This window comes from Neobacillus sp. K501, assembly GCF_053749995.1.
In genome coordinates, this window is the sequence record NZ_JBSLYA010000007.1 from 136,040 (window position 1) to 162,886 (window position 26,847).

The window sequence follows — 26,847 nt, forward strand, 5'->3', positions numbered from 1 at the left end:
ACCCATATACTACAGTTAACTATACGACAAAATAATGCAAATATCCTTCATTTTCACAAAATTATCGTCAATTTTTTTATCTTACAATAATGTTATCTAAACAAAAAGCACACTAGTCACTAGTGTACTTTCTCAACCTTTAGCGATTTTTACCTGTAAAACTTCCATAAAAAACATAGCATTTACGATCTTCATCAATCTCCCGCGAATCCAATCCTAGCTCTAAAAACTTTCCATCTCGTTTAATATAAAGAAAATCGGAATGAAGCACGGTCAAAATATCTTCATGATCCCATACATCCTTACTTTCCAAAAGAGTAGATGTTCCACCATGCAGTTCTCTTACCTCAAAGCCTATATTAGAATAAATGGTTTCTGATAAATCATTTGTGAAATATTCTTTTTTCACAAATAACACCGCTGTTCCATCTGGATCCATTGATGTTGCGGTGACACTGTATGTTACTCCATCTTTTACAAAGTATTCACATGTCATTCTTGCTACAGCCTCAGTAGTGTTGATGTTCGGGTAATTCCACAAGGCAGGATATTGTTTTAATTCGTCATCAAGCCGGTACTCCAACCTCATTGTCATCCTTCTTTCTTTTTTCTTCTTATTTTACCATTGTTTTCCTAACATTTACTTTTATAATAAGTATATAACTCGAAAAGGAGTGTGGCAGGTGAAGAAAACTCATTGGTTAATCACAGGAGTTATTACAAGCCTTATGGCAGGGTCGCTCGCCGGTTGTACACAACAGGATTTACCTCCTGAACCTGATGATAACAGATGCTCAGATTGGGATTGGGATGATGAGGAAGGCGTATGGGAATGTGATGAAAAGTCCTCTAGATATTATGGACATTACTTTTACGGGGGAACGTTTTATAAGAGTAAGTCCTCTCTCTTGAATTCTTCTGCTTATAAATCCTATAAATCTTCTTCGAGCTTTAAAGGAGGATTTGGCAGCGGCTCGAAGGGTGGATTTGGTGGTTAATGTCCATTTATGCAAAAGAACGGAATCAATTTTATTCAAAATATCCTGATTTTTGGTCCGATTTGTATGGTGGTGAATACGGACTTTATCATGTATTTTCGATAACGGAACAAACCCATAAGCTTTTGCAAACAGCGTCTGAGCGGATGGGAAAAGTATTTTTCAAAACAGCCAATCTTCTTCGCAGTCTTGAAGATAATCAGCTTTTGGAGCTAGGTTTTCCTGCTGCAAGTCTTCCGTTTATTCGAATGAAATCTATTTTTCCCGAAACGGTAATCGCTCGGTTTGATTTTGTAGTTACGAGCAATGGTGTTAAGATGCTTGAATTTAATAGTGATACACCCACTTTTATTGTTGAGTGCTTTCATATTAATGGGAAGGTTTGCTCTGAATTAGGATTTTGGGATCCAAACGAGAATCAAGAACGGCTTCTATCTTCAGGGATTACAAGGGCTGTCCTTGAGGCAGCGAACGGGAAGACAACGCCAAATGTCGTGTTCACTGCCCATCATGACCATATGGAAGACTGGAATACCACCTGTTATTTAAGTCAGCTTTGTCAGGTACAAAACAAAGTTGTACCAATGTCCCAACTAAAAATTTCCGATGGTGTCCTATTAGATTCAGATGGCATTGGCATTGATGTTTTATATCGTCAGACATATCCTCTTGAACACTTGGTAGAAGACCGGGACCCAGAAACAGGAGACCTAGTCGGAGTTGAATTATTACAGTTAGTAAAAGAAGGAAGTATTTCGATTGTCAATCCTGTATCGGCCTTTTTGCTACAGCCGAAATCAATTCAATGCTTGATATGGGGATTAGCAGAAGCAAGGGCCTATTATACCGAGGAAGAACAACAATGGATTAAAGAGTATATGCTTCCTACATTTTTAGAAGCTGATCCATTCCTCGGAACAGATTCTTATGTAAAAAAACCATCCTTCGGCAGGGAAGGAGATACGATTACCATTTGGGATAACAATGCCCATTTGGAATATCGAAATTCTTTCGAAACCTATAAAGAGGAACTTCCTGTCTTTCAATCCTATGTGCCACTTCCCGTTGTTTCGCTTGAAACGGAAAAAGGCATTGAGGAGCTATCATATGTGTTTGGGTCGTTCTTAATAGCTGGGAAACCAAGCAGCATCGGGATTCGAGCAGGTGGAAAAATTACCGGCAATGAGTCGTATTATTTACCGGTTGGCATAAGAAAAGCGGAAGCGCCTTGCCCAGGGGCGACAGGCATAAGACGAGCTGGCGAGAAGGTTGCTTTTTAACCTTCTTGACAGATTGGCTTATGACCCCGAGCCCCAAGGCGGTGTAGCTAGACAATTACTAAAGAGGAGGATTGTTAATGATCAATTTCTTGATTTATTTAGGCGTTTCACTGGCATTATTATTAGTCGGGCTTTTATTAATGGAAATCACCACTAAGGTGAAGGAATTTTCTTTAATGGCGAAGGGAAATAAAGCCGCCAGCTATGTCCTCGGAGGAAGATTACTCGGTTTGGCAATTGTTTTATACTCAGCTGCAGCTAATTCTATTTCCCTTATCGATATGGCAATCTGGGGAGCAGTTGGAATCGTTGCTCAGATTATCGTATTCTATCTAGCTGAGTGGCTAACTCCCCGCTTTAATGTCACTCAAAGTATTGAAGAAGACAACCAAGCTGTCGGGCTGTTTCTCTTGCTATTATCCGTATCGATTGGGGTAGTCATTGCAGGTTGTTTAACTTACTAATGACCATTTTTGCTATTATTTAAGATGACCGGTCACGTAGAACTTCTCTACGTGACCTTTTTTATTCGTATTTCGGTATTCGGTCACGTAGAACCTCTCTACGTGACCGTTTCTTCTTCGTTTTTCGGTATTCGGGCACGTACAACCTCTCTACGTGACCATTTCTTCTTCCTTTTTCGTTTTTAGAGCACGTATAGCCAGGTTGTTTAGAGATTATTGTATGTATGCTTGTCGCATATTACCATCAATCGAGCCTCTACTGGAATTGGGGTATTCCATTTCTTCAGTATGTTTAAATCGTCTCGATCAGCAATAAGCTGAGCGCCTTTTTCCTTTAGCGCCTCATAGGCATCACCGTATGTCTTCCATTCAGGATGCAGGCTGACTTCCCATAGATCACTGCCATCATCCTGACGACTTAACAATTGTGTAAAGAGATGACTAGCTCCTTTTGTTTGAGCTGATTTCGCCATTAAGTTTGAAACAGAACCATTTGATAAAATAAATTCATCAATTTTGACATGCTTGAAATTATCGACGTGCTTTTCATTTAGAATTTCCGCAATCGTATAAATATTTCCAGCCGCTTCCTCATCGTATCGTTCAATGGAGGAAGCCGTTAACAGCGTTTTTCCATCCGCTAAATCCGGATTGTTAATCCCATCTGCTGCAAATAATAATACAGCCCTGGATTTTTCAATCCTTGCTTTTCGCAAAATTTCAACATCGGTTGGGCTGCCCTGTATGTAATGAAAACGTTCGTGTTCATAGGGTGTCTTTTCAAATTCATCAATTAATACAATCTCTGTTTTGGCATCCCCCATGAATAGCTCCTTGATGGTACTTTTGCTTTTCGTTGTCCAGCCAATAATCACAAAATGCTTTTCCCCCTTATAAGACATTTTCCCTTCCTCCTTTCGCCTTTTATACTGAGAAACTCCATCGACAATAATACCAATTACGGTTCCAAATAACCCGATACCAAGTGTATATACGATAAACATGGCCCAAGTCCTTCCTACTTCTGATGTCGGATACACATCTCCATAGCCTACCGTTGTCATCGTTGTTAATATCCACCATACTGCATGCAGCGTATTTTCAAAGGTCTCTGGCTCTAGTAATCTCATAACTTGGGCATTAACAATAATGAATAAAAGCGTAAATATGAGTACTGTCCGATACCGGTACCTCGATGCCGTTAAGAACAGTCTGCGGAAAAAAAGCATAACAAGCCCCCCTTTCTTAATAAATTGGATTGTTTTGAACCGGCACCCATAAATCTGATTGTTCAAACTGGCCAGCTAATGCATACAACAAATCTTCTCTTCCTTTTGCGGCCATAAACTGCACTCCAACCGGAAGACCCTCCTTTGAAAGATGTAGAGGTACCGTCATTGCTGGCTGACCAGTAAGGTTTGCTAGTTGTGTAAATGGTGTCCTTTTTAAGTTATTTTCGGCCACTTGCTCAACAATGCCGATTTTTTTCAAAACTCCCCCAATCCCTAGCTTACCAGCTATTTGCATTGCAGTTTTCTCAGAACTGCTTGGCTCAAGTTCACCAATCCTTGCAGGAGGCATCGCAGTTGTTGGTGTCATATATAAGTCATATTTTTCATGGAAGGATTCCATTTCAAGTGCGGCTTTATCCCATTCTCTAATGCTCAAGACAAATTCTTCAGCAGAGGTAGCTTTACCAACTAACCCAAGGATCCACGTAGTCAGTTCAATATCACTCATTCTAGCCTTCCTGCCAAGAATTTCCTCCAGGGAAGTAATGGTAGCTGCCACTTCACCAAAATACATAGTTAAGTAGTTTTTCGCCAATTTACTTCCATTTACCGGTGCTGATTTCTCAACCACGTTATGACCAAGCGATTCTAAGTATTTTGCTGATTTCAATACAGCTTCTTTACAATCAGGATCGACCTCTGTTCCTAATGGTGATTCCACGGTAAAAGCAATATTTAGTTTTTTGTCTAAAGATTGCTGCAGTTGATCAAGGTAACTACCGTGAAATGATGGAATATGAAAAGCTGCCCCTTTTTCATATATACTTATTGCATCTAGCATCGCTGCGCTGTCGCGAACAGACCTCGATAGAATTAAATCGACGGAAGCCCCCTGCCAGTATCTTCCGTAAAATGGACCGACTGGTGTTCTCCCCCTGGTCGGTTTCATCCCAAATAATCCACAATATGCGCCAGGTATGCGAATCGATCCGCCTCCATCATTCGCCCCAGCAATCGGCACCATCCCGCTGGCCACAGCGGCAGCTGAACCGCCACTGGAACCGCCTGGTGTATGGTTAGGATTCCATGGATTTCTTGCAGGGCCGTAAAATGCTGGCTCCGTAATTCCCATTAATGCGAATTCAGGGACATTCGTCTGTCCAACGAAAACAGCACCTGTTTTTCTCACTTGTTTTATGTAATTAGAATCTGCCTTTGCAATATGATTTTGGTATGCCTTTGAACCTAATGTGATCCGTTCACCTTCTATTTCTTGTGAAATATCTTTTACCAGCATTGGTACGCCAGCGAATACGCCATTTAAATCTACCTTCTCAGCCATTGCTTCTGCTTTTTCATAGAATTTATTGATAACCGCATTAAGTTTAGGATTATGCTCTTCGATCATTTTAATTGCTTCGGCTAACACCTCTTTGGGCTGTACTTCTTTTTTCTTCACCAATTCTGCTATGCCAAGTCCATCATAATTTTTGTAAACAAAACCATCCATCCCTTTATCACCCGCTTTCAAAACATGTATATTTAATATTTCTACCAAAATGCGGCAATCCCTTTAATTTACAATTCCGTTGACAAATGATTAAATCTCCTGTATTATTCAATATTGTGCTTTACAAAATCTGTAACTTGTAATTAACGAAAATACGCAATGTAAGAATTTATTCTGGCATTCTGCTTATGTTTTAAAGATAAACTTATTCACACTGGATCGGCTTCGGAGCCGTAAGGATGTAAGAGAGGTAGGGCTTACGTCGTTTAGGTATAAAACCATCAGGTGGAACAGTAACCGCGGCAAATTGGTATCTTATAACCATTAATTATATAGAAATTTTTACCTTGCGATGGCTAATGAAAGATATTACCATTAACAAGTTACAATAGCGATCCCAGATTTGGATCAAAAGCAAATGAAGGCAGAGGATAGTTCCTCTGCCTTCGTCAATTTTATTATAATTGTCTATTTTTCATCGTATCATGAGTAATCTTTCGGACCACTTGATTAAAAACCTCAGAAAAAACCAGACCAAAAGCAATAGATCCTGAAAGCAAAGTCACTTTTGCCCCTAAGGATAATGCTAACTGATAGTCGTTCTCCACAAAATTCCGCATCGTATCATAGGCGAGACCACCTGGTACTAAGGGAATTATTCCCGCTACACTAAAAATGATAACAGGTGTTCTATAAAACTTTGCCAGCCTTTGGCTCACTACTCCAACAAATACTGTAGCAGTCAATGTCGCCAATACCGCATCTCTAGAATAATCTTCTAGAAGATAATAGATGAGCCAACCACCCATCCCAACAAGCCCACATTTCACTAACGTCTCTTTCGGAGCATTAAAGATGACTCCAAAGGCGGCCGTAGCTATAAAGCTTGTAATTAATTGTCCTAAAATCTCCATATTTTTGCTCTTCCTTTATAAAAATGATAAAACAACGGCAATCCCGGAGCCAATCGCAAAGGCGGTTAACAGGGCTTCTGCACCTTTTGATAAGCCCGATACCAAATGGCCAGCCATTAAATCTCTTACGGCATTTGTCAATAACAGCCCAGGGACTAATGTCATTACAGAACCAATAATGATCTTGTCTAACTGCTGACCCACTCCTATTTCAACAAAAATTAATGAAAGCAAACCAATTAGGAACGAGGCCATAAACTCAGAAAAAAACCTGATTGTAAAAAAGCGATGAAAGTATAAGAATCCGAAATAACCTAAACCGCCAGAAATCATCGAAGGGATAAAATCGGCCCATTGTCCTTGAAACATGATCATGAAACAGCCGCTTGCTATTGCCGCAGCCGCGACCTGAAGCCATAGTGGGTAATTTAAGTCTTTTACCTCTAATTCCTTTAATAGACTGAGGGCTTCTTGTAGATTCAGCTCACCGCTCGTAATTCTTCGCGAGATACTGTTTACCATTGCTACTTTTTTCAAATCGGTCGAACGAGTTAAGATCCGAATCAACTTGGTCTTCGTAGGCTCCGAGCCTTCTGCTGAGAAGATGATTCCCGTTGGTGTAACATAACTATCTGTTTTTTCAATGCCAAATGCCGCAGCAATCCGCATCATCGTATCCTCAACCCGGTAGGTCTCCCCACCGCTTTGCAGCATAATTTTCCCTGCAAGTAAACATACCTCCATAATTTCGTATGTTACTGTTTTCTGATTTTCCATCCATATTTCACCACAACTATTCTTATGATTTCCTAAGTTTAATCAAAACAACAAACATAATCAATAAATAAACGCCATTCCATGGTGGAAGGCGTTTATTTGTGACAAACTACAGATTATTCTTAATGAAGGTTAATGTCTTTTCGATTATGGTTTGTTGGTCATTATCAAGTGTGGCAACATGGTAGCTATCCTTCATTTCATGCATCAGTTTTATTTCGGAACCTATATTATCGAAAATTAAAAGTGAATTGTTTGGCGGAACAACATGATCTTCCTCGGAAACGAAAATAAGTGCAGGACAGCTTATTTTGTGGAGATCTACTTTCACCATATCCATTAATTTTATTATCTCCTTTACGGATTGGACCGGTGTTTTTTCATAGGCAAGTTCCTTTACATCCGGATTTTTGATATCTGACCCGATTGCATCTAAAAATCTTACATCCTTTAATTGTTGAACTTGTTCCATTGTTGGAATATCAACCGCGGCATTGATGGGAATGATCGCACGAATTTCTGGATGTTTTTCCGCCATGTAGAGTGTTAAAGTTCCTCCCATTGACAATCCAGTGACAAAAATCGTTTCACAACGCTCTTTTAACCATTGAAATCCTTCTTCGATCGATGTAACCCAATCCTCGTATGTTGTTGTCTCCATATCTTCATAATGGGTTCCATGCCCCTTCAAACGAGGTCCGCATACGGTGTATCCGGCTTTTGCATAAGCTTCTCCAAGTGGACGCATACTTTGTGTTGTGCCAGTAAACCCGTGAGAAACTAAAATACCAATTTGGTTTCCCTCAAAGTAAAATGGTTCTGCTCCTTCTAAAACGGAATATTTCTCTATCATGTTTAAGCCCCCTGTTCAAAAAAGATACTACTATAATGATATTTCTGTTTATTTCGTTAATTACCTGCTTGACTAATTTTATTTGTAAAAAAAATGACTTATTTCCAGCAAATAATACATATGTTCGCAAGTAGTGATAAACATCCCATGGCCAAAGGCATAAATAAGAGATGTTTTACAGGATTAGTTCAAATTTTCATAAAACTTCGTTATGATAATATTTAGGGAAACGAAATATTTGACAGAAAGAAGTGGACCTTCCATGACTAGTTCAGAGTTGGCTAAAAGGAATATCGTAATCATGTGGTTTTCAAACTTCTTTATTGCTGGAAGTATGACAATGGTTTTGCCGTTTATTTCGTTGTACATAGAGACATTGGGTGAATTTTCAGAAAAATATGTCCAGCACTGGTCAGGAATCACCTTTGGTGTTACCTTTGTCTCCGCATTCCTCTTTTCACCCATTTGGGGAAGAATTGGTGACCGCATCGGACGAAAAAAAATTTTAATCATTTCAGGATTTGGGATGGGGCTATCCATATTTCTTATGGGATATGTTCATTCTGTCTGGCAGCTTTTTTTACTTCGTTTTTTCATGGGATTTTTCACAGGTTTTATTCCTATGTCACAGGCATTTATTTCAACGCAGACACCAAAGGAAATTGCAGGACGTGTCCTCGGAACATTACAAACCGGGAGCATTACCGGTTCGCTGTTAGGACCGATGTTTGGAGGAATCTTAGCGGATTCACTCGGTTATTCACTGACTTTTAAGTGGACGTCAATCGCAATATTTATTTCTGGACTGTTGGTTATTGCCACAAAGGAGTATGTCATCGAAGTTAGTAAAGGAACAAAATTACACTATTCAAGTAAAGAGGTTCTAGTACATATTATCAAGAATCCAGTTTTATTAACGGTCTTATTGATTTCAACTCTTGTTCAAATTGCCCACTTTAGTATTCAGCCAATTCTCTCTTTATTTGTCAGCAAAATACATGGAGAAGTGAATATCGCCTTTTATTCAGGAATTGCCTTTTCAGCAGCTGGTTTGGGAAATTTGATGATGTCGCGAAATTGGGGTAAGATTGCCGATCGGCACGGTTATATTAAAATTCTTGTTATTTTGCTATTCATTTCGGGTCTAGTTTACTTACCTGGGGCAGGTGTCACCAACTTATGGCAGCTAGTTATTATTCGTTTTGTTCTGGGAATCGCCATTGGCGGGATTATCCCTGTCCGAATTGCTTATATTCGTCAAGAGGCACCCATTGCGATGCAAGGTGAAGTTTTAGGCTACAATACGAGCCTACGCTTCCTTGGTAATATTATCGGACCGATGTTAGGAGGATTCATTTCCGGCTACTTCGGATTTTCCGCTGTTTTTTTCAGTACATCTGCTTTACTAATATTAAGTGGTATCATCCTCTTTATCGCGATGCAGCGTCATCCAAAACTGGTTAAGCATACAGTCTAAAATCAAAAAGACCCTGCCTGGGTCTTTTGATTTTGATTATAACTGTTGCTCATAAGCTTTTAAATTTGTATAAATGGCAGCTAAAGTAGGTACAGAAATTCTTTCCCTTTCTGCGATTCCTAATAAATATCCGTGTAAATGATCGGCTTCGACAGACAGCAATTTTTCCATATCTCTTTGCATTGAGGATTTAAACGTATAGTCTAACCCCTCAATTTGATTCATTTGAATGCTTTCAATATCATCTGCAAGCGGGGCATTTAATCGTTTCATTATCGAGATAAGTTCGTTTAATAGCTCTTTAATAACGGATCGTCCATAAACCTGTTCACGAATCGGACCAATCGGTGCACGCATTAACGTTGTAATCCCAGACATGGCGGCGATAAAAAGGTACTTATGCCATAGCTCCTGATTAATATTATGGCTTAATCGGGAGCCTGAATTTGTACCACTAAAGACCTCTTCGACTCTTAAGATACGTTCCGTTTTTTCACCATTTCTCTCACCAAATACCAAATCATGCCTTTTGCTTGTTTGGATCACTCTTCCTGCTTCGTCTAGCGTTGTTTCAATAAAGCAAAGACCACCAATGACCCTATCTTCACCAAATTCTTCTTCCAACTTATTAAAATGTAAAATGCCATTTAACAATGGTAATATGACTGTTTCTTTGCCAATATACGAACGTAAACTTTCGATTGCCCCTTCCAAGTGGTAGGCTTTTGTTGAAAGTAAGACGAGATCAAACGGGCCTGCCTCCTCACCTTCCATAATCATCTTAGGAGTAAGCCTCGCGTTTCCATTAACGCTCTCGATGACAAGCCCGGTTTCAGCTAATTGCTTTCTTCGATTCTCTCTTACTAAAAAAGTAATATCCACTCCCTTTTCTAATAAACGTCCACCAAAATAACCACCCACTGCACCAGCACCAACAACTAAAATTCTCATAATCTACCTCTCATTTAAACTAATTTGATAATTCTAATTATAGGGAATTCCCAACAGGAGTAAAACAAAAAGGAAGGAAATGTGATTCTTCCTCCCTTTTTACACTTTATCCTATATTCGATTTTAGTTTGGTAAAGTCAATATCTTGATAATAGCTATTTTTTACTAAAATATTGGGACCAAGGCAGGAAACGGCTGGACAATGACAGCTTAGTTCCTTGGCGATTTTGGATGACTGCCATGTCTGATAGGCATCCAGTAACTTTGTCGTTTGGATGTTTCCAAGTGGCGGTGTATCTCCAAAATCGGTAACAATGATATCGCCATTAAAGATGTTCACATTTAAACGTGAACGGCCATCTGGGTCATTTCTAACCGTAACTTTTTTACTTTGATAAAGCTTTTTTAAAAGCTGTAAATCCTCTTCCTTATTACTGCATGCATAAAATGGCAGTGTACCAAATAGCATCCAAACATTTTCATCACGAACTTCTAGTAAGTGGTGAATCGCACCTCTTAATTCTTCCAGTGTCAATGATTCAAGGCTGCTTGCCCAATCACTCGGGTACATCGGATGTACTTCGTGTCGTTGACAGAGCATTTCATCGACAATTTGCCGGTGAATTTTTTCCAAATGGGGCAAGGTCCGTTTGTTTAGCATGGTTTCAGCTGATACCATTACTCCAGACTTCACCAATTGACGGCTATTCTCTATCATTCTCTTAAAATATTTTTCACGCTGCGCATAGTCAGGCTTATGCTCCATCCGCGCAAAACCGCCCTCGACGAAATCATCTATCGTTCCCCAGTTATGCGAAATATGTAAAACATCTAAATAAGGAATGATTAATTCATACCGAGAAAGGTCGATCGTTAAATTAGAATTAATTTGAGTTCGAACTCCTCGCTCATGGGCATATTTTAAAATCGGCACCACATAGTTCTTGACGGAAGATAGTGAAAGCATAGGCTCTCCACCGGTAATGCTGAGCGATCGAAGTGTAGGAATTTCCTCTAATCTGGTTAAAAGTATCTCTAGTGGCAACGCCTTAGGATCCTTAGTTTGCAGCGTATATCCAACAGCACAATGCTCGCATCGCATATTGCAAAGTGTTGTCGTTGTAAATTCAATATTGGTAAGCTGGGGTTTACCGTATTGTTCGATATCTAAATAGGCTTCCCACGGGTCATAGTCAGGGGTTATTTTCCTTAATGAGGACATACTGAACTCCTTAATATCAAGTATTAGAAAAACCATTCTATTATAGCTTAATAATTCATACTCCGCCATTTATTCCTATTGGTTTGTAAGAAAAACTTATGATGACATCCATCCTATTATTCTAATTGCATACATAATTTATTGATTTTCGAATGAAACTAGGAGAATACTACAGGAAACTTATGAATGGTGGAACCAAAGATGGAAATGCAGCCTCTTAGCGAAGTAGAAAAATTAGCATTAAAAAAGGTAAAAATCTTTAGACAGAGTTTATTACGATATATTTTAAGATCCATGTTGGCCAGTATGTTTATTGGCTTTGGTGTTATTGTGGCATTTAAAACCGGAAACTATTTTTACACCGAGCATTCTCCATTTGCATACCCAATGGCTGCTCTTACCTTTGGGGCAGCCATTATATTAATTGCCTATGGCGGTGGTGATCTATTTACTGGAAACACGTTCTATTACACATATGCCGCACTTCGTAGGAGAATGGCCTGGCTTGAAGTAACTAAGTTATGGATTAGCAGCTACATCGGAAATATTTTAGGTGCAGCTGCCTTTGCCTTTCTAATTTATACCACCGGTCTGTTCGCAGAATCAACAGTCAATGGCTTTTTACTAAACGTAGTAGAAAAGAAAATGCATGTACCGACAATGGAGTTATTCTTCCGGGCGATCCTTTGTAACTGGCTTGTCTGCTTAGCCTTCTTTATCCCGATGAATCTTAAGGGCGATGGGCCAAAAATGTTCTCTATGATGCTGTTTGTGTTCTGCTTTTTTATTTCCGGGTATGAGCATAGTATTGCAAATATGTGTACCTTTGCGATCGCCTTAGTTCTCAACCATCCTGGAACCATTTCTTGGGGCGGCGTGATTCATAACCTCATTCCTGTGACAATTGGTAATTTAATTGGTGGGGGTTTACTGATGGCATGGATGTACTACTTTGTTAACAAGCCATTTTTAGATGAGGAAATAAAAGAATAAAAACAGCCGTAACGGCTGTTTTTTTGATTGTCATCGACAAATTCCCGGGAAATATCAACAAAATAACTCGTTAGTCGACAATTCTAAAGATTTAACTTTGAACCTTTTTGCTTAAGAAATATAGATACCCTTTGATCATGAAATAGCTTACTGCTTCTGGAAGTAGCTCTTTAATTGGCTTTAAGCTATTTCGACCAGCCTCTTCCACTGCTTTTTCCAATAGTGGAATATATTCAGCAGGAATTAATCTAGTAAAATCTACTCCCATTCCCTGTTGGGCACATTGAATTAAATGGTTTTCAACCGTACTATGTGCTAAATCCCTTTTATCAGCAATTTCATCAATTGATAAGTGTTGCTCATATAAATGAAATGTCTCCAAATGAGAATCCGTCACAGCCTTTTTGGGGGATTTTTTCACCACTGCAGTAGTCCCTTTTTCAGGCTCTCGTTCAGGATGTACTTCGGAAAAGCTGCGGATGATTTGAATGAAATCAAGACCATATTTCTGAAGCTTATGTTCTCCGACACCACTTACTTGGAGAAATTCTTCGCTTGTTTTCGGCAGCTTGGCACACATGTCTTTCAAGGCAGCATCAGAAAAAATGACAAACGGTGGCACATTTTCTTCTCCTGCAATTTTCCTCCTTAACTCTCTTAATTCTTCGAACAATGGGTCATCGTTTTTGATTTCTTTCACCTTTACGGTTTCGCGACGGTGCACCGGTATTTTTCCAAGAAGGACTTCTTTCCCTTTAGGTGAAACATAGAGTGTGGGAAATTGTCCTTGTTCGATTGCAATTAATTCTTGGGAAATCAAAAATTCAATAAAATCCCCGACTTCTTTTGCCCCTTGGTTTTTCAAAATTCCATAGGTAGTAAGCTTGTCGAATCCCAACTCAGTAACCTTTTTATTTTTTGAACCTGTTAATACTTGAGAAATAAGTGTTTTACCAAAACGCTGTCCCATCCGAATCATGCAGGACATGACCATTTGCGCTTCTTTTGTCACATCGATGCTCGTTCTTGAATCAAGACAATTTCCACACCTTCCGCACGGCTCGGTTTCTGATTCCCCAAAGTATTTTAAGATAAACTCCTGAAGACAGTTTTCCGTATGACAATAATCGACTATCTGCTGCAGCTTTTCTAGTTCTTGTGTCATTCTGCTACGTTCGCTTGATTGGTCAATGAGAAAACGTTGAATTTGCACATCCTGTGAGGCATGGAGAAGAATACACTCACTTTCGAGTCCATCACGCCCCGCACGACCTGCCTCCTGGTAATAGCTCTCCATATTTTTCGGAAGTTGAAAATGGAGAACGTATCGGATGTTGCTCTTATCGATCCCCATCCCGAATGCAGAAGTAGCAACCATCACGGAAGCCTGATCCTTTAAAAATCGGTCCTGTTCCCGGATTCGTTCTGTGTCAGCCATTCCGGCATGGTAACGGGCAACATTGATTTTCTCCTTTTTCAGTTTTTCGTAAAGCTGGTCAACATTTTTTCGTGTTGCCGCATAAATGATACCTGCTTCTTTTTCATTCTTTTTTAAGTAATCTAGTAAGTAATGAAGCCTGTCCTGTCCTTTGATAACGGAAAAGGATAGATTTTCTCGCTCGAAGCCAGTAATAATTGAATTTTCTTCATCGATGATTAATTGATTACAGATATCCTCTCGTACTTTTGGCGTTGCGGTTGCGGTTAAAGCAAGGACAATTGGTTCTTGTGGAAGACTGCCGATCATTTGGTGAATGTGACGATAGCTTGGGCGGAAATCATGCCCCCACTGCGAAATACAATGAGCTTCATCGACGGCAACTAACTGAATTTCCATTTGTCTTAGGTCTTCAATAAATTCACGTGATTCCAATCGCTCCGGAGCTATGTATAACAGCTTGTACTTTCCTTGCTTTGCTTCCGAGATACGTTCGTTTGCTTCTTTAAAGTTTATGGAGCTGTTGATAAAGGTTGCTGAAATTCCCACCTGTATGAGGGCATCAACCTGATCCTTCATTAATGAAATTAACGGTGAAATTACGATGGTTGTACCTGGAAGGACAAGTGCGGGGATTTGATAGCAAATAGATTTGCCTCCACCCGTCGGCATGACGCAGATGGTGTTACTTCCCGATAGTACGGATCGGATTGCCTGCTCCTGCCCTCTGCGGAAGGAAGAATATCCAAAATAGGACTGTAGAAATTGTTGGGCTTTTTCAAACAAACTAGTCACTCCTTTCATTTGTTTCAAACAACTCCATTATACAGTAGATTGCTCAGATTGGTTTCTATATCTTGTGAAATTTCTTTATCCTATGGATGGTATTCTTCTCTTTATCCGCAAGTATTTTCCGCCATCCGCAACCAAGTCCTACCTTGCCCCTAGTGAAGGCATAAAAAGACTGCCGTTACATGTACGGCAGCCGTTTTCACCTATTAACCTTGAGTAAATAGCTCTTCCAGCTGTTTACGCAAAACAAATTTCAGGATTTTTCCACTTGCATTTCGTGGTAGTACTTCACAGAATATATATTTTCGTGGACGCTTGTATCTTGCTAAACTATTGCTGTTTAAGCAATACTCATCAAGAGCTTCCTCCGTCAAGCTTGGATCCTTCTTCACGATGAAGGCTGTTACGGTTTCACCCCAGCGATCATCTGGCTGTCCAACAACCGCAACATCCAAGACTCCCTCATGTGCATGCAGCACATCTTCCACTTCACGAGGATAAATGTTTTCTCCGCCGCTGATAATCATGTCATCCACTCGATCATTGACAAAGAGGAATCCCTCATCATCCAAATAACCGATATCACCTGAATGGTACCAGCCTTTATACAATGATTTTTCCGTAGCCTCTTCACGATTAAAATAACCTTTCATCATCGATGGTCCTCTAACAATAATCTCTCCCGTTTCACCTACTGGCATGATGTCATCTGGTTCAGATGGTCCATCTTCCCGTGTACGGACAACGCGGATTTCGTGATTTAGTGCTGCTTGACCTGCAGATCCTGCTTTTCTTAATTGCTCGGTCTCAGGCAAGAATGTAATCGCTGGTCCCATTTCAGTCATTCCATAGGCTTGAATTAAACCAATCCCAAAACGGTCATGCAAAGCGTGAACTAATGACGGTGCCATTGGGGCTGCCCCATATAGACCAAGCTTCAAGCTTTCGGTGTTATATTGACTCAAGTCCTCTTGCAAAAGCATATTCCACATCGTTGGCGCGGCAAAGAACTTTGTAATCTTTTCATCCTCAATTAATTGCAGAATCACTTTTGGGTTAAATTGGTGCAAAATAACATTACTCGCACCAACATTCACCCTTGGTAAAAAGGCACAGTGCAGTTCAGCACAATGGAACATTGGTGCGGTTACAAGTCCGACATCATTCGCTTCGAGCTTTTGCGAAGCGATACAGAAAACACTCTGGTCGACCATATTCCGATGGCTGTGCATAACCCCTTTTGGTCTTCCCGTTGTACCACTTGTATAGATAAACGCATAAATATCATCTTCATTCACATCAGCTTGAACCTCCTCAACCGAAGACGCTGACAATTTCTCCTTATAACTCGCAGCATAAGCTGGTGTTTCTTCATCAATAAACCAGAACGAAATCTCATCAAAACGTTTCTCAATTGCAGCAATGACTGGCTCTAATGCTTTTTCAAAAATAACAACCTTTGGAGTAGCATCCGATAAGATAAAAGCTACCTCTTCAGGCATCAAGCGGAAATTAATCGGATTGAAGATTGCACCGATTTTCGCACAAGCAAAAAATGCAGTTCCCAATTCTTCCGTATTAAACATAAACGTTGACACACGGTCACCTTTTTTTACTCCTTGTTGTAAAAGTGCATTTGCGAGACGATTTACCTGCTCACTCCACTCTTTATACGTGTAGCGGACATTTTTCCGTACATCATAAATGGCTTCTTTATTCAGAAACTTTTTCACTGTTAAATCAAATACCTTCCCAATGGTTGTCGTCATGATTATTCCCCCTATAGACCTAAATTTTTAGCAATAATGGTTTTCATAATTTCATTGGTTCCTGCGTAAATACTTGAGACTTGAACATCACGAAATCTTCTCGCAATCTCGTATTCTTCCATGTATCCATAGCCGCCATGGAGCTGCATACATTCCGTTGCAATCTTCTTTGCCGTATCTGTCAGCTTCCACTTTGCCATCGAGACCTTGGTCACAACATTCTGCCCATCCATATGCTCTGTGATTAACTGATCTAAAAATGCTCTCCCCATTTCTACATCTGTTTTCATTTCAGCGATTTTAAATTGAGTGTTTTGGAATTGGCTAATCGATTTCCCAAAAGCTTCACGGCTTTTCACATAATCGATGGTCAAATCAACCATAACCTCTGCTGCCGTTTGAGCTGCAATGGCAACAACAAGTCGTTCTTGTTGAAGTTTATCCATCATGTAAAGAAAGCCTCTTCCTTCCTCTCCAATTAGATTTTCTTTTGGAACCCGGCAATCTTCAAAAATTAATTCGGCAGTATCTTGGCAATGGAGACCCACTTTATTTAATTTTCTGCCTCGTGAAAATCCTGGCGTATCCCGTTCTACAATTAGCAAGCTAACCCCCTTATGCTTCGGCTCAGCCTTTGGATCTGTTTTACAAGCTACCAGAATTAGATCAGACTGGATTCCATTGGTAATAAACGTCTTTTGCCCATTCAAAATATAATGGTCACCGTCAAGAATGGCGGTAGTTTTGATATTTGCCAAATCCGACCCTGTTCCTGGTTCGGTCATTGCAATCGCGGAGATTAATTCCCCTGTTGCACACTTTGGAAGCCAGCGCTGTTTTTGCTCCTCCGTACCAAACGTGTTGATATAAGGGACAACAATATCACTATGCAGCCCAATGCCCACTAATCCAGAACCCACTCTTTCAAGTTCCTCATTAATAACAACAGAATAACCCCAATCGACGCCGCTTCCACCATACTTTTCTTCTAAATCGGGACATAAAAATCCCTGTTCCCCCATTTTCAACCACAAAGACCGAGGAATAAGCCGCTCCTCTTCCCACTTTTCATAAAAGGGATAAGCTTCTTTTTCTAAAAATTTCTTTAAGGACTTTCGAAAAATTTCATGTTCTTCATTTAAATATGGATGTTTCATCATAACGCTCCTTTACTAGTTGCAAACGCTTACTTTTATACGTTAACTTGGTTCAATTTTTGCCGCAGTTGATATTTTAGTATTTTCCCAGAAGCATTTCTTGGGAGTTGCTGCTCGATAAAAAATCTTCTTGGAACCTTATATCCTGCAAGTTTTTGACGACAGAAGCTCCGTATTTCATCTTCATCAAGTTCCACGCCTTCTTTTGGAACAATAACAGCACACACTGCCTCACCCCATGTTTCATCTGGCAAGCCAATAATGGCGGCATCGAGAACGGCTGGATGTTCAAAAAGCACCCCCTCAACCTCGACAGAATAAACATTTTCTCCTCCAGTAATAATCATGTCCTTTTTACGATCTACTAGAGTGATATAACCTTCTTCATCAATCGTTGCTAAATCCCCTGTATAAAGCCATCCATCTTTAATGGTACTTTTCGTTTCCTCTGGTTTCTTATAGTACTCTTTCATAACCATTGGACTTTTAATAATAAATTCGCCAACTACTCCTGGCTTAACATCACTGCCTTTGTCATCCACCACTCGTGCTTCAGTAAAAAAGATTGGCTTTCCTCCTTTGCCAAGATGCTGCTTATGTCCTTCTGGATCAAGGAGTATGCCACCAGGTCCACCTTCCGTTAAACCACAAAGATTATAGAACTGATCTGTTTTAAACAGCTGAATACTTCTTTTTACTAGTTCTGGTGCCATTGGTGCGGCACCGTATCCACAACGACGGATAGAGGATAGATCATAATCAGAAGCATTTGGGACTTGCTGAATGAAATTAAACATAGCTGGTACACCAAAGAAGTGGGTAATTTTATGTTCCTGAATTGCTTGAAGTGTTTTGACAGGGTGAAAATCACGATGGATAATATGGGTTGCGCCGAGGGCAACACCTGAAATAAGGAAAAGATTTAATTGAGCAGAGTGAAAAAGTGGTGCAACATGTAGGATGCGTTCATGTGGACGCAGACCCATGTTAATCGTACAAGCAATACCTACCTTAAAAATGCGATCATGATCAAATAATGCTCCTTTAGGCCTTCCTGTCGTACCCGAAGTGTATAGAATTTCCAAATCATCGGATACTGAAACCTCGATTTCAGGCTCGGATCCATTTTCCATTAACACATTTTCATAGGAAAGATAGCCAATCGTTTTTGGCTCGCCGATTGTGATAACTGTACGAACCTCTGTCTCCTCTCTTGCGGAGGCAATCGTCTCTTCAAATTCTAAATCACAAATCACAAGTTTTGCCTCTGATTGCTGTAATATGTATTGGACTTCTATGGAGGTCAAGCGAAAGTTTACTGGGACAGCAACAGCGCCAATTTTAGCAGTTGCAAAAAAACTGAAAACAAAGTGATCCGAATTCTTCATCATTAATGCAATTTTGTCTCCCTTTTGAAACCCTTGCTGCAGGAGTCCATGCGCCAGCCGATTTACTTGCTCATTAAATTGTCGGTAAGTATAACACCTGCCCTCACATTCAATTGCAAGTATATCAGGAAACTTACGGGCATTTTGTGATAAGAGGCTGCCAATATTCATACCATCATTCCTCCTTTAGTATTAAAATCACTCCAAACTATTATAACAAAAATACTAAATTTTTAGAACATTTTAACAGAAGTCAATTTATTCCTAATTTTGCCAATAATCTACAGCATACTACATTTATCACGATTCTATTGCAATAAATGTAGATTTTTATTGATTGAATATTCAAAAATTGCATGATTATAATAGTTTTTGACAAGGAATATATCAAAGTTTGGAGGATTAGAAATGAAGTTTAAAAAGCTATCAATTTTATTAACACTACTGCTAATGCTGGGTGCTTTTTTTTCGCCAAACACGTTCGCTATAGCGAATGTAAAACCTAATCTAGTTGCACTTGGGGATTCTATTACATATGGATCGAATCTTGCAAACAGAACTCAAGAAGCTTTCCCTTATTTGATTAAAAAGGGAGAATTTGAGGTTACCAATTTAGGTCAACCTGGTTGGACTTCAAGCCAACTATTAACGGCTGTAAAGTCTAACAGTGAATTTATTTCCGCTGTTAAAGATGCTAATGTTGTCACACTTAATATCGGTGGTAATGATTTATTACAAGCTGCAGGGGTTTCAAAAGAAGTCCTTACTGGTCAAGCACCAATAAATGTGGACCAAGAAAAAGTAAAGGTTGCAATCGCTTCACTTTCAGAAAATGTAACACGGATTGTCGGGGAAATAGTAAAGCTGAATCCAGAGGCACCAATTATTTTATACACTCTTTACAATCCATTTGGACCTAGTGCAGATCCGATTAAAAACAGCCTACATTTAGCTGGCGAATCATTCATACCTGCTGCTAATGAGGCTATTCGATTTATTGATAGCTTGCCAAATGTCGGAATCTATTTAGCTGATGCCTATGCAGCATTCAACGGCCACCAAGCCGAATATATTTCAAACGACTTCATTCATCCAAATGCGAAAGGTCAGCAAGTTCTTGCAGGTTTAGCAACAGCTATTCTTCCAGAGATTAATAGTTTTGCTATTAATTTAACAGCTTCACAAAAAGAAGAAACTGGACCTGTAACAATTACAGTTGCTACCAATGCTAAGGACGTTCAAGCAATGAAGTGGCTTGAAGGAGATAAATCAGTTGCAGATTTCGCCAACGATGCTGGAACTCCAATCGTTAACAATCAATTTGAAGTCACTAAAAACGGAACATATACCGTTTATATTTTAGCTGATAATGGCTGCAAATGCGGAGTAAAGGAAAAAGTAAAATCAATCACGATTACTAGCATCAAGCCGAAGCCAGTTGATCCAGTTGATCCAGTTGATCCAGTTGATCCAGTTGATCCAGTTGATCCAGTTGATCCAGTTGACCCGGTTGATCCAGTTGATCCAGTTGATCCAGTTGACCCAGTTGATCCGGTTGATCCTACAACACCACCAACTACACCAACACCAACGCCAACAACACCTGCACCAACACCTGCAACACCTGTTGTACCTATCAAAACAGTACCAGTAAAGAATGTTAAAGGGAATGCTCTGCCAAACACAGCTACTCCAGCATATAATTACATCGCCATTGGAGCGGCTGTCGCTTTAACTGGCTTGGCTGCACTGGCTATCGCAAAGAGACGTAGACAAGAAGTTTAATAGAAAAAAGGTCAGACCCTTGAAACATAGGATCTGACCTTTCTTTATGCAATCGTCCTTTCGCTGGCTGCCACTCTTTTTCTCCTTATTCCCGTAACGGTTAGGATCAATGCAGCTATCAGAAAGAGACTGGCAAGGCGGAAGAGGTTTGCCGTATCAACGAATTGTGCTAGGGCACCAAAGATAAGACCACTCAAACCAATACCTAAATCAATGGCCGAGAAGAACATTCCATTCGCCACACCACGTCTGTTTTCTGGTGTCATTGATAGTGTCCAGGATTGTAAGGTCGGCAAGGCACAGCCAAAACCTAAGCCAAACAATCCGCCAGCAACGGCAATCATCCAATTAGAATGAGCAAAGGACAGAATCCACATACCTACAAAAGTAGTAGTAATACAGAATAAAACCAGCCCAATTGGACCCTTATCATCAAACCATTTACCAGCCATCGGTCTTGCAGCCGTAGCGAGGATTGCATTAAAAATATAAAATAAAAAGATTTGATCAAGTCCTCTTTCCTCTCCAAAGATTACGATGAAGGTAGTGATTGAACCGTAACCAAGACACATAACAATCGTAATGAATGAAGGATACCAGCTTGATTTTTCTACAAGCGAACCGAGGTAAGTAAATTTTACATCCTCTTTCTTTGTCTTTAAAACCGCTTCTGGTGTATTGTAATGCACAAGTGCTAGCAGAATAATGGCGATGAAGCCTAATATACTTGAGATGATAATCAGATTCGTAAAGGACGTAACATTATATAAGAAGATACCCAGACTGGGAGCGATAATCATTCCAATTGTCGTTGACAGTCCAAAATAACCCATCCCTTCACCTAGCCGGGAAAACGGAATTACATCAACTGCTGCCGTACCATTCACGGTCGTCGACCATCCCCATGCAAGACCATGAACAATGCGAATTAAGAGGAAAATCATCACTAACTGCGAAATGGGGTAAAGAATGGTGATGGCGAAAAGAATAATCGCCCCAAATATAACAAGTGCTTTTCTCGTTCTGTAACTGAGCATATATCCGATAAATGGCCGTATTAGTACGGCCCCAATGGAAAACAATGCGGTAACTAATCCGATTTCCAGACCTGAAGCACCAATCGATTTTATGTAAGGCGGCAGCGTAGGAATAAGCATTTGAAAGGACATAAACACAAATAAATTTCCGAACATGAGCATAATAAAGGATTTCGTCCATAAGCGCTCCTTCAAAAATACCACTCCCTTTTTATCAAAAAAAAAATCTTCCTAATGAAGATTGGGCCAATTTATTTTTATTTCGATTTCCTAAATAATACCACAAAAGCTCGAAAAAGGAAATTAAGAAATAAGTAATCGGGAAGTAAACATGTTATCATTTATTTAGAAAATAACATTTAAATGGAAGGAGAACTTAATGCAGCCTGTTACAGTCCAAAGAAAGAAAAGAAAGTATCTTATATTAAAAATATTTCTTTCTGTCCTTATTATTTTTTTATTAATGGTAAACTTTTTCCCTGTAAAACAAATTGAAGAGAAAAGCTTTTTTAACAACGATGGTCCGATGGTGATTGCTCATCAAGGTGGTGAGAAATTAGCTCCGTCTAATACAATGGCGGCATTTACGAATGCGGCTGGAATGGGAGTTGACGTGCTTGAAACGGATATCCATATCACAAAGGATGGCCATCTTGTTACGATCCATGATCCAACCGTTGACCGAACAACAAATGGTACTGGCAAAGTCGCAGAAATGACACTAGCAGAAATTCAACAACTAGATGCCGGATACCATTTTAAGGATTTAGATGGGAATTTCAGTTTCCGTGGTAAAGGTGTCTATATCCCTACTGTCGAAGAAATGTTTCAGACTTTTACGGATATTAAAATAGAAATTGAAATTAAAGATGACAATCCTCCGGAACGAATAAAAGAAATTTCAGAAAAACTTTGGGAGCTCATAAAAAAATACAAAATGGAAGATAAAATCATTATTGGCTCCTTCGACCAGGAGATTCTTAATACCTTTGAAAACTATTCAAAAGGGCAAGTTGCTACCTCTGGAGGCAGGTCTGAGGTAAAAAGCTTTGTTGTTTTCCATAAATTCTTCCTGCGAAATCTTTATTCCCCTAAAGTCGATTCCTTCCAAATCCCTACTGAGGATAGCGGCTTTGATTTAACCGATCAAAAATTAATCGATGGTGCCCACAGGCTTGGTATGGACATCCATTACTGGACGATTGATGATCCCGAAACAATGAAAAAACTGATTGATGCTGGTGCAGATGGAATATTGACCAATCGACCTGATTTATTGCTTGAAATCGTGAATAAAGGTAAATAATGAAATTTAAAAGGGGAGGTTTCGGATGGATTTTACGAATGTCAGCATTATAGCGATTATATTAGCAGTTATGGCTAATATGGGAATTGGAGCGCTTTGGTATTCTCCGATTCTATTTTCAGATATTTGGGTGAAAGCCCTTGGAAAGAAGATGGAGGATATTGACCCGAAAGGTGCAAAGGTTGGTTATGGCTTAACCACTCTCGGTGGTATCTTTACCGCTATTGTCCTATCACTTTTTATTCATTTATTAAATACCGTCACCATCTTAGATGGTGCCTTATTTGGTTTTCTCATCGGGCTGATTGCCTCGTTTAGAGAACTGTCTCCAACTTACTTTGAAAGCCGCAGCTATACTTTATTTTTTATTAGTGCCGGCTATCATATTGTGTCATTAACCATCATGGGCATTATTATCGCTGCGTTTGTTTAATAAAAAATGAAAGAGGCCGATCCAATTGATTGTTTGGATCAGCCTCTTTTTACCATTTAATAGCTTGTCGTCTGCACACCTTTGCCCGCTAGGGTCATCCATTCGAATTGGCGTAATCTTACTTCGAATAGCGTCAGCGGATCACGGAACATTTCAGGATTGGTGTTCATTTTTTTCAAGATATCTTGATTCGTCGTAATTTCAGAACGTGATTCTTCTATCGCTTGAGAAAGGATACTCAATGGCTGTTTAAAGAACATGGTAATATCGCGCTCAATCGATTTTTCAAACAGCTCAAACTGCTGAAAAAATTGTTCAATCACATTTTCTGTCGCTTCTGTATACTCCTCATTTTTTACAAATGATTTGTATTTGTTAAAGATCATCGCTTTATTTTGGGAGATGGCGCCTAACAGCCTCCCTGCGCTTTTTAGCAATAATTGTGCTGGCGTGTTGCGCAGCAAGATATTCACTTTTTCCATTCGGAAACGGCTAGTCATCCGGTCTGTATCCCGGCCCCAATCATCTAAAACTTTAAAATCACATACAGGGTTAATCTTTTCTTCCCCATATAGACTATTAAAGCCCTCGGCCATTTCATCTAAAAACAATTTACTTTCCTCAAATACTTCTTTAGAATTTTCAATCCATCCTTGCAATTTTGTGAAATACGCCGGCATAACTTCACTTTCTAAATAATCCTGAATTCTCCGATTCATTTCATCATTTAAGTCTGTATGGATAGTGCTGAAATTACTGTCTTCTTTGATTAACTCAGAACATTCCTGAAGCATTTTCGGGACCTCTCCAGAAATATCGTTTCTTATCGTTTCCTTGATGGAACGATACGATTTTGTAATTGCCTTTATCTTTTGTGCCTCGGTATCCATTAACTGATTAAGAGCACCATTTAACTTCATTACGAGCGATTCATTCCAGCGGACCGATTCTACTAATTGATTCTCGACATCAATCCGTTTTTGCAGCAGACTTGAAATCGTTGTTCGGATATAAAATAGCAGCTTTGCCAGACGTTTATCCGCGATATTCCTCGTGTTTTTGATCGATTGAATAAATCCTTTTAGCTCACTTAATTGCTGACCGCTTTCGTATTGAGCAGAGAAAGGAAATATTTTTGCATCCGGTAAATAGGAGTGGATCGCTGTCCTTGTTTCTTCAAAGACCCTGACGGCATCCTGTTCATCCGCAATAGTATCCATCTTATTTAAAAGAAAATGGACTGGAATATCAGGTGCTAAATCACTTATTTGTGATAGGATGGATCTCTCTTTATCCGTAAACGGCGCATTGGCATCTAATACAAATACAAGCGTATCAGCCATATGCAAATACTTTAGTACTTCATAACGATCCTCGTAGTTTCCTTTTAAGCCTGGTGTATCAATAAGGGCTAGGCGCTGCTCATATAAGAAAGGCAACGGCTGTCTAAATTCAATGATCGATTCTAGCGCATTCCTCCGTCGATCCATCCGCTCCTGGAACTGTGAAAACTCTGCAAGACCAACCGTCTCTTGATCAGTAATTTCGCAAATATTTAATTCCTCATCATCTTTAAACATCACAATGGACGATGTTGGACTGTCCTGAAATTCCCCGCCAAGAATGACATTTGCGAAGGTCGATTTTCCCGTACCGCTTAGCCCTGAAATGAGCAAATGATGGGTATCAAAGTTACTTAATTGCTGTACCATCCATTGTAACTGATTGTTCTCACCCATATCATGTTCTCTTGCCCATTTCAAAATTGCAGCAAATAGCTTTAAACACTCCTCAAGTTCTTCGATAAGATCTTCGGATTCAGCAAGAAGATTTTCCGCCTCCCTTACAATGGTCATACTTATGCTTGCTGGAAATAGCTCATTCCACGCTAAGACGGAAGCAGTTGCCAGCACAATGTGTTCTGGAACCGATAATCGCAGCCAATTCGTTAAAAGATCAGGTATGATATCCTCCAGCTGTTTAATAAAATACTTACCATTAATCAAGTTAAAATAGACTTCTTTATGAAGCATGGATAATTGGTAGAAGTTTTCATTCCGGTCAATATCAAGATTTAAAAGGAGATGACTTACTTCATTTAACCATGTAAAACGGGTATCTTCGTCTTGATAACTATTCCATAAGGCCGCTGCGAGTTTTTCAAACTGTTCCCGGTCTATGCTGTACAATTCAAATAATGCTTGGGAAAAATAGTTTGGTGCTAATGTTTTAGTTAACCCTCTCCCCACATAATTTGTCACCGTTTCATACCAATCAAGGGAGTATGTCCGCTTTGCCTCATTTACAGCCAGTTCAATCGCGTTATCCCAGTCTCTCTGCTCCTCAAAAAATTCCTTGGCAAGTCTAGTCACATCTGGATAATCTGGATTTGATTGAATGGTTTTTTTGATTATATCAACTGCCGCATCCAGTTTTCCTCGTCTAATATATAACGAAAATAAATGCAGTGCGATTTCCGTGTTTAATGTAAGATTATCCGTTTCAATCGATAAGTAAAGATCTTCGGCATTGGAAAGAAGCTCTGTTTCAAAATAGGCATCAGCAATATTTTTCTTCGCCCAAGCTTCGAGATCCCCTGCAATGTTTTCCCATTTAAAAATGGCTGCTTCATAATCTCGATGATGGAAATAAACTTCTCCTTGTGCAAAACGAATGGACGATAAATCGGGTATATCCTTCTGCAGTTCCTCCTGATATACGTCCCCTAAGACACGAATCGGATGAACCTCTTCATGTTCATTTATGTACATTTTATAATAGGTTTTGTTAATTAACTGACTCTCTATTGTCATGACTTTCCCCCCAATAACCACCACTTCTTTGTCATTCATATGGAAAAGAGGCAGAATTATTCCTTATACGATTCGAACTATAGACCTATTTTAAGTCCCAATATTACAATTTTATCAAAGGAATTTTTAAAACCCGTTTCAGTTATATTTCATTTTGGAGACAAAAAAGAAAAGCGGAAGCGCCCTGGTCAGTGGCGTTTAGACTGGAGCTAGACCATTCTCAAAGTCGAGTTATCTATGTTTAAGTATGAATAAAAG

At 39.5% G+C, this 26,847-nt stretch carries 22 protein-coding genes; 8 read left to right on the forward strand and 14 right to left on the reverse strand.

The genetic code is table 11. From position 1 onward, the window contains the following. Positions 1-139: 139 nt before the first annotated feature. Positions 140-589 carry a hypothetical protein gene (locus ACWM35_RS16450; RefSeq protein WP_454819883.1) on the reverse strand — a complete coding sequence of 150 codons (450 nt, stop codon included), beginning with the start codon at positions 587-589 and terminating at the stop codon, positions 140-142. Between the two features lie 94 nt (positions 590-683). Between ACWM35_RS16450 and ACWM35_RS16455 the strand changes: the two genes are divergently transcribed. From ACWM35_RS16455 to ACWM35_RS16465, 3 genes are all read left to right on the forward strand, one after another. After that, positions 684-998, forward strand: a complete 315-nt coding sequence (locus ACWM35_RS16455) for a hypothetical protein (protein ID WP_454819884.1) — start codon at positions 684-686, stop codon at positions 996-998. Continuing rightward, positions 998-2,278: a glutathionylspermidine synthase family protein gene (locus ACWM35_RS16460; RefSeq protein ID WP_454819885.1), complete on the forward strand. Its 1,281-nt coding sequence runs from the start codon at positions 998-1,000 to the stop codon at positions 2,276-2,278. Before ACWM35_RS16455 ends, ACWM35_RS16460 begins: the two co-directional genes overlap by 1 nt. A 77-nt stretch (positions 2,279-2,355) precedes the next feature. Further along, positions 2,356-2,742 (forward strand): DUF350 domain-containing protein, encoded by a 387-nt coding sequence (locus ACWM35_RS16465; protein ID WP_454819886.1) that lies wholly within the window; start codon positions 2,356-2,358, stop codon positions 2,740-2,742. A gap of 206 nt (positions 2,743-2,948) precedes the next feature. Here the strand turns inward: ACWM35_RS16465 and ACWM35_RS16470 are convergent, their stop codons facing one another. The 5 genes from ACWM35_RS16470 to ACWM35_RS16490 all read right to left on the reverse strand — a co-directional run bounded on the left by ACWM35_RS16470 (position 2,949) and on the right by ACWM35_RS16490 (position 8,028). Beyond that, on the reverse strand, positions 2,949-3,971 hold the full coding sequence (locus tag ACWM35_RS16470; protein ID WP_454819887.1) for a potassium channel family protein: 1,023 nt from the start codon (positions 3,969-3,971) through the stop codon (positions 2,949-2,951). A gap of 16 nt (positions 3,972-3,987) precedes the next feature. Then, positions 3,988-5,484 carry an amidase family protein gene (locus ACWM35_RS16475; protein ID WP_454819888.1) on the reverse strand — a complete coding sequence of 499 codons (1,497 nt, stop codon included), beginning with the start codon at positions 5,482-5,484 and terminating at the stop codon, positions 3,988-3,990. Between the two features lie 458 nt (positions 5,485-5,942). Beyond that, a complete protein-coding gene (locus ACWM35_RS16480; RefSeq protein ID WP_454819889.1) occupies positions 5,943-6,398 on the reverse strand; it encodes a threonine/serine exporter family protein in 456 nt (151 codons plus the stop codon). Between the two features lie 15 nt (positions 6,399-6,413). After that, on the reverse strand, positions 6,414-7,175 hold the full coding sequence (locus tag ACWM35_RS16485; protein ID WP_454819890.1) for a threonine/serine exporter family protein: 762 nt from the start codon (positions 7,173-7,175) through the stop codon (positions 6,414-6,416). 109 nt (positions 7,176-7,284) lie between these two features. Further along, on the reverse strand, positions 7,285-8,028 hold the full coding sequence (locus ACWM35_RS16490) for an alpha/beta hydrolase (RefSeq protein ID WP_454819891.1): 744 nt from the start codon (positions 8,026-8,028) through the stop codon (positions 7,285-7,287). Positions 8,029-8,290: 262 nt separating this feature from the next. On the opposite strand from ACWM35_RS16490, the gene ACWM35_RS16495 reads away from it, so the two are divergent. Next, positions 8,291-9,505 carry an MFS transporter gene (locus ACWM35_RS16495; RefSeq protein ID WP_454819892.1) on the forward strand — a complete coding sequence of 405 codons (1,215 nt, stop codon included), beginning with the start codon at positions 8,291-8,293 and terminating at the stop codon, positions 9,503-9,505. Positions 9,506-9,541: 36 nt separating this feature from the next. Here ACWM35_RS16495 and ACWM35_RS16500 read toward each other — a convergent pair whose 3' ends face one another. Beyond that, on the reverse strand, positions 9,542-10,456 hold the full coding sequence (locus ACWM35_RS16500; protein WP_454819893.1) for a ketopantoate reductase family protein: 915 nt from the start codon (positions 10,454-10,456) through the stop codon (positions 9,542-9,544). A 106-nt stretch (positions 10,457-10,562) separates the two neighbouring features. Further along, positions 10,563-11,678, reverse strand: a complete 1,116-nt coding sequence (yfkAB, locus tag ACWM35_RS16505) for a radical SAM/CxCxxxxC motif protein YfkAB (protein WP_454819895.1) — start codon at positions 11,676-11,678, stop codon at positions 10,563-10,565. Positions 11,679-11,879: 201 nt separating this feature from the next. Between yfkAB and ACWM35_RS16510 the strand changes: the two genes are divergently transcribed. After that, positions 11,880-12,671 carry a formate/nitrite transporter family protein gene (locus ACWM35_RS16510; RefSeq protein ID WP_454820088.1) on the forward strand — a complete coding sequence of 264 codons (792 nt, stop codon included), beginning with the start codon at positions 11,880-11,882 and terminating at the stop codon, positions 12,669-12,671. 91 nt (positions 12,672-12,762) lie between these two features. On the opposite strand, the gene recQ is transcribed toward ACWM35_RS16510, so the two are convergent. The 4 genes from recQ to ACWM35_RS16530 form a co-directional block, all read right to left on the reverse strand. Further along, positions 12,763-14,895, reverse strand: coding sequence for a DNA helicase RecQ (recQ, locus tag ACWM35_RS16515; RefSeq protein ID WP_454819897.1), 2,133 nt, complete (start codon positions 14,893-14,895; stop codon positions 12,763-12,765). Positions 14,896-15,107: 212 nt separating this feature from the next. Beyond that, positions 15,108-16,670 (reverse strand): fatty acid--CoA ligase, encoded by a 1,563-nt coding sequence (locus tag ACWM35_RS16520; RefSeq protein ID WP_454819899.1) that lies wholly within the window; start codon positions 16,668-16,670, stop codon positions 15,108-15,110. A gap of 11 nt (positions 16,671-16,681) precedes the next feature. Beyond that, on the reverse strand, positions 16,682-17,827 hold the full coding sequence (locus ACWM35_RS16525; RefSeq protein WP_454819900.1) for an acyl-CoA dehydrogenase family protein: 1,146 nt from the start codon (positions 17,825-17,827) through the stop codon (positions 16,682-16,684). A gap of 35 nt (positions 17,828-17,862) precedes the next feature. Further along, complete coding sequence (locus ACWM35_RS16530) at positions 17,863-19,386, reverse strand: acyl-CoA synthetase (protein ID WP_454819901.1); 1,524 nt, start codon at positions 19,384-19,386, stop codon at positions 17,863-17,865. A gap of 237 nt (positions 19,387-19,623) precedes the next feature. Here ACWM35_RS16530 and ACWM35_RS16535 point away from each other — a divergent pair, with 237 nt between their 5' ends. Continuing rightward, positions 19,624-21,000, forward strand: a complete 1,377-nt coding sequence (locus ACWM35_RS16535) for a GDSL-type esterase/lipase family protein (protein WP_454819902.1) — start codon at positions 19,624-19,626, stop codon at positions 20,998-21,000. Between the two features lie 44 nt (positions 21,001-21,044). Here ACWM35_RS16535 and ACWM35_RS16540 read toward each other — a convergent pair whose 3' ends face one another. Continuing rightward, positions 21,045-22,232: an MFS transporter gene (locus ACWM35_RS16540; protein ID WP_454819903.1), complete on the reverse strand. Its 1,188-nt coding sequence runs from the start codon at positions 22,230-22,232 to the stop codon at positions 21,045-21,047. A 184-nt stretch (positions 22,233-22,416) separates the two neighbouring features. Between ACWM35_RS16540 and ACWM35_RS16545 the strand changes: the two genes are divergently transcribed. Together ACWM35_RS16545 and ACWM35_RS16550 are read left to right on the forward strand one after the other, a co-directional pair. After that, positions 22,417-23,343 (forward strand): glycerophosphodiester phosphodiesterase, encoded by a 927-nt coding sequence (locus ACWM35_RS16545; protein WP_454819904.1) that lies wholly within the window; start codon positions 22,417-22,419, stop codon positions 23,341-23,343. 25 nt (positions 23,344-23,368) lie between these two features. Next, positions 23,369-23,776, forward strand: a complete 408-nt coding sequence (locus ACWM35_RS16550; protein ID WP_454819905.1) for a DUF1761 domain-containing protein — start codon at positions 23,369-23,371, stop codon at positions 23,774-23,776. Between the two features lie 56 nt (positions 23,777-23,832). On the opposite strand, the gene ACWM35_RS16555 is transcribed toward ACWM35_RS16550, so the two are convergent. After that, positions 23,833-26,589 carry a dynamin family protein gene (locus tag ACWM35_RS16555; protein ID WP_454819906.1) on the reverse strand — a complete coding sequence of 919 codons (2,757 nt, stop codon included), beginning with the start codon at positions 26,587-26,589 and terminating at the stop codon, positions 23,833-23,835. Positions 26,590-26,847: the final 258 nt, after the last annotated feature.

What these genes read in the sequence shown, in the direction of transcription:
- ACWM35_RS16450 (WP_454819883.1), bottom strand. Translation starts at nt 589, where the DNA reads ATGAGGTTGGAGTACCGGCTTGATGACGAATTAAAACAATATCCTGCC.
- ACWM35_RS16460 (WP_454819885.1), top strand. Translation starts at nt 998, where the DNA reads ATGTCCATTTATGCAAAAGAACGGAATCAATTTTATTCAAAATATCCT.
- ACWM35_RS16465 (WP_454819886.1), top strand. Translation starts at nt 2,356, where the DNA reads ATGATCAATTTCTTGATTTATTTAGGCGTTTCACTGGCATTATTATTA.
- ACWM35_RS16470 (WP_454819887.1), bottom strand. Translation starts at nt 3,971, where the DNA reads ATGCTTTTTTTCCGCAGACTGTTCTTAACGGCATCGAGGTACCGGTAT.
- ACWM35_RS16475 (WP_454819888.1), bottom strand. Translation starts at nt 5,484, where the DNA reads ATGGATGGTTTTGTTTACAAAAATTATGATGGACTTGGCATAGCAGAA.
- ACWM35_RS16480 (WP_454819889.1), bottom strand. Translation starts at nt 6,398, where the DNA reads ATGGAGATTTTAGGACAATTAATTACAAGCTTTATAGCTACGGCCGCC.
- ACWM35_RS16485 (WP_454819890.1), bottom strand. Translation starts at nt 7,175, where the DNA reads ATGGAAAATCAGAAAACAGTAACATACGAAATTATGGAGGTATGTTTA.
- ACWM35_RS16490 (WP_454819891.1), bottom strand. Translation starts at nt 8,028, where the DNA reads ATGATAGAGAAATATTCCGTTTTAGAAGGAGCAGAACCATTTTACTTT.
- ACWM35_RS16495 (WP_454819892.1), top strand. Translation starts at nt 8,291, where the DNA reads ATGACTAGTTCAGAGTTGGCTAAAAGGAATATCGTAATCATGTGGTTT.
- ACWM35_RS16500 (WP_454819893.1), bottom strand. Translation starts at nt 10,456, where the DNA reads ATGAGAATTTTAGTTGTTGGTGCTGGTGCAGTGGGTGGTTATTTTGGT.
- yfkAB (WP_454819895.1), bottom strand. Translation starts at nt 11,678, where the DNA reads ATGTCCTCATTAAGGAAAATAACCCCTGACTATGACCCGTGGGAAGCC.
- ACWM35_RS16510 (WP_454820088.1), top strand. Translation starts at nt 11,880, where the DNA reads ATGGAAATGCAGCCTCTTAGCGAAGTAGAAAAATTAGCATTAAAAAAG.
- ACWM35_RS16520 (WP_454819899.1), bottom strand. Translation starts at nt 16,670, where the DNA reads ATGACGACAACCATTGGGAAGGTATTTGATTTAACAGTGAAAAAGTTT.
- ACWM35_RS16525 (WP_454819900.1), bottom strand. Translation starts at nt 17,827, where the DNA reads ATGAAACATCCATATTTAAATGAAGAACATGAAATTTTTCGAAAGTCC.
- ACWM35_RS16530 (WP_454819901.1), bottom strand. Translation starts at nt 19,386, where the DNA reads ATGAATATTGGCAGCCTCTTATCACAAAATGCCCGTAAGTTTCCTGAT.
- ACWM35_RS16535 (WP_454819902.1), top strand. Translation starts at nt 19,624, where the DNA reads ATGAAGTTTAAAAAGCTATCAATTTTATTAACACTACTGCTAATGCTG.
- ACWM35_RS16545 (WP_454819904.1), top strand. Translation starts at nt 22,417, where the DNA reads ATGCAGCCTGTTACAGTCCAAAGAAAGAAAAGAAAGTATCTTATATTA.
- ACWM35_RS16550 (WP_454819905.1), top strand. Translation starts at nt 23,369, where the DNA reads ATGGATTTTACGAATGTCAGCATTATAGCGATTATATTAGCAGTTATG.
- ACWM35_RS16555 (WP_454819906.1), bottom strand. Translation starts at nt 26,589, where the DNA reads ATGACAATAGAGAGTCAGTTAATTAACAAAACCTATTATAAAATGTAC.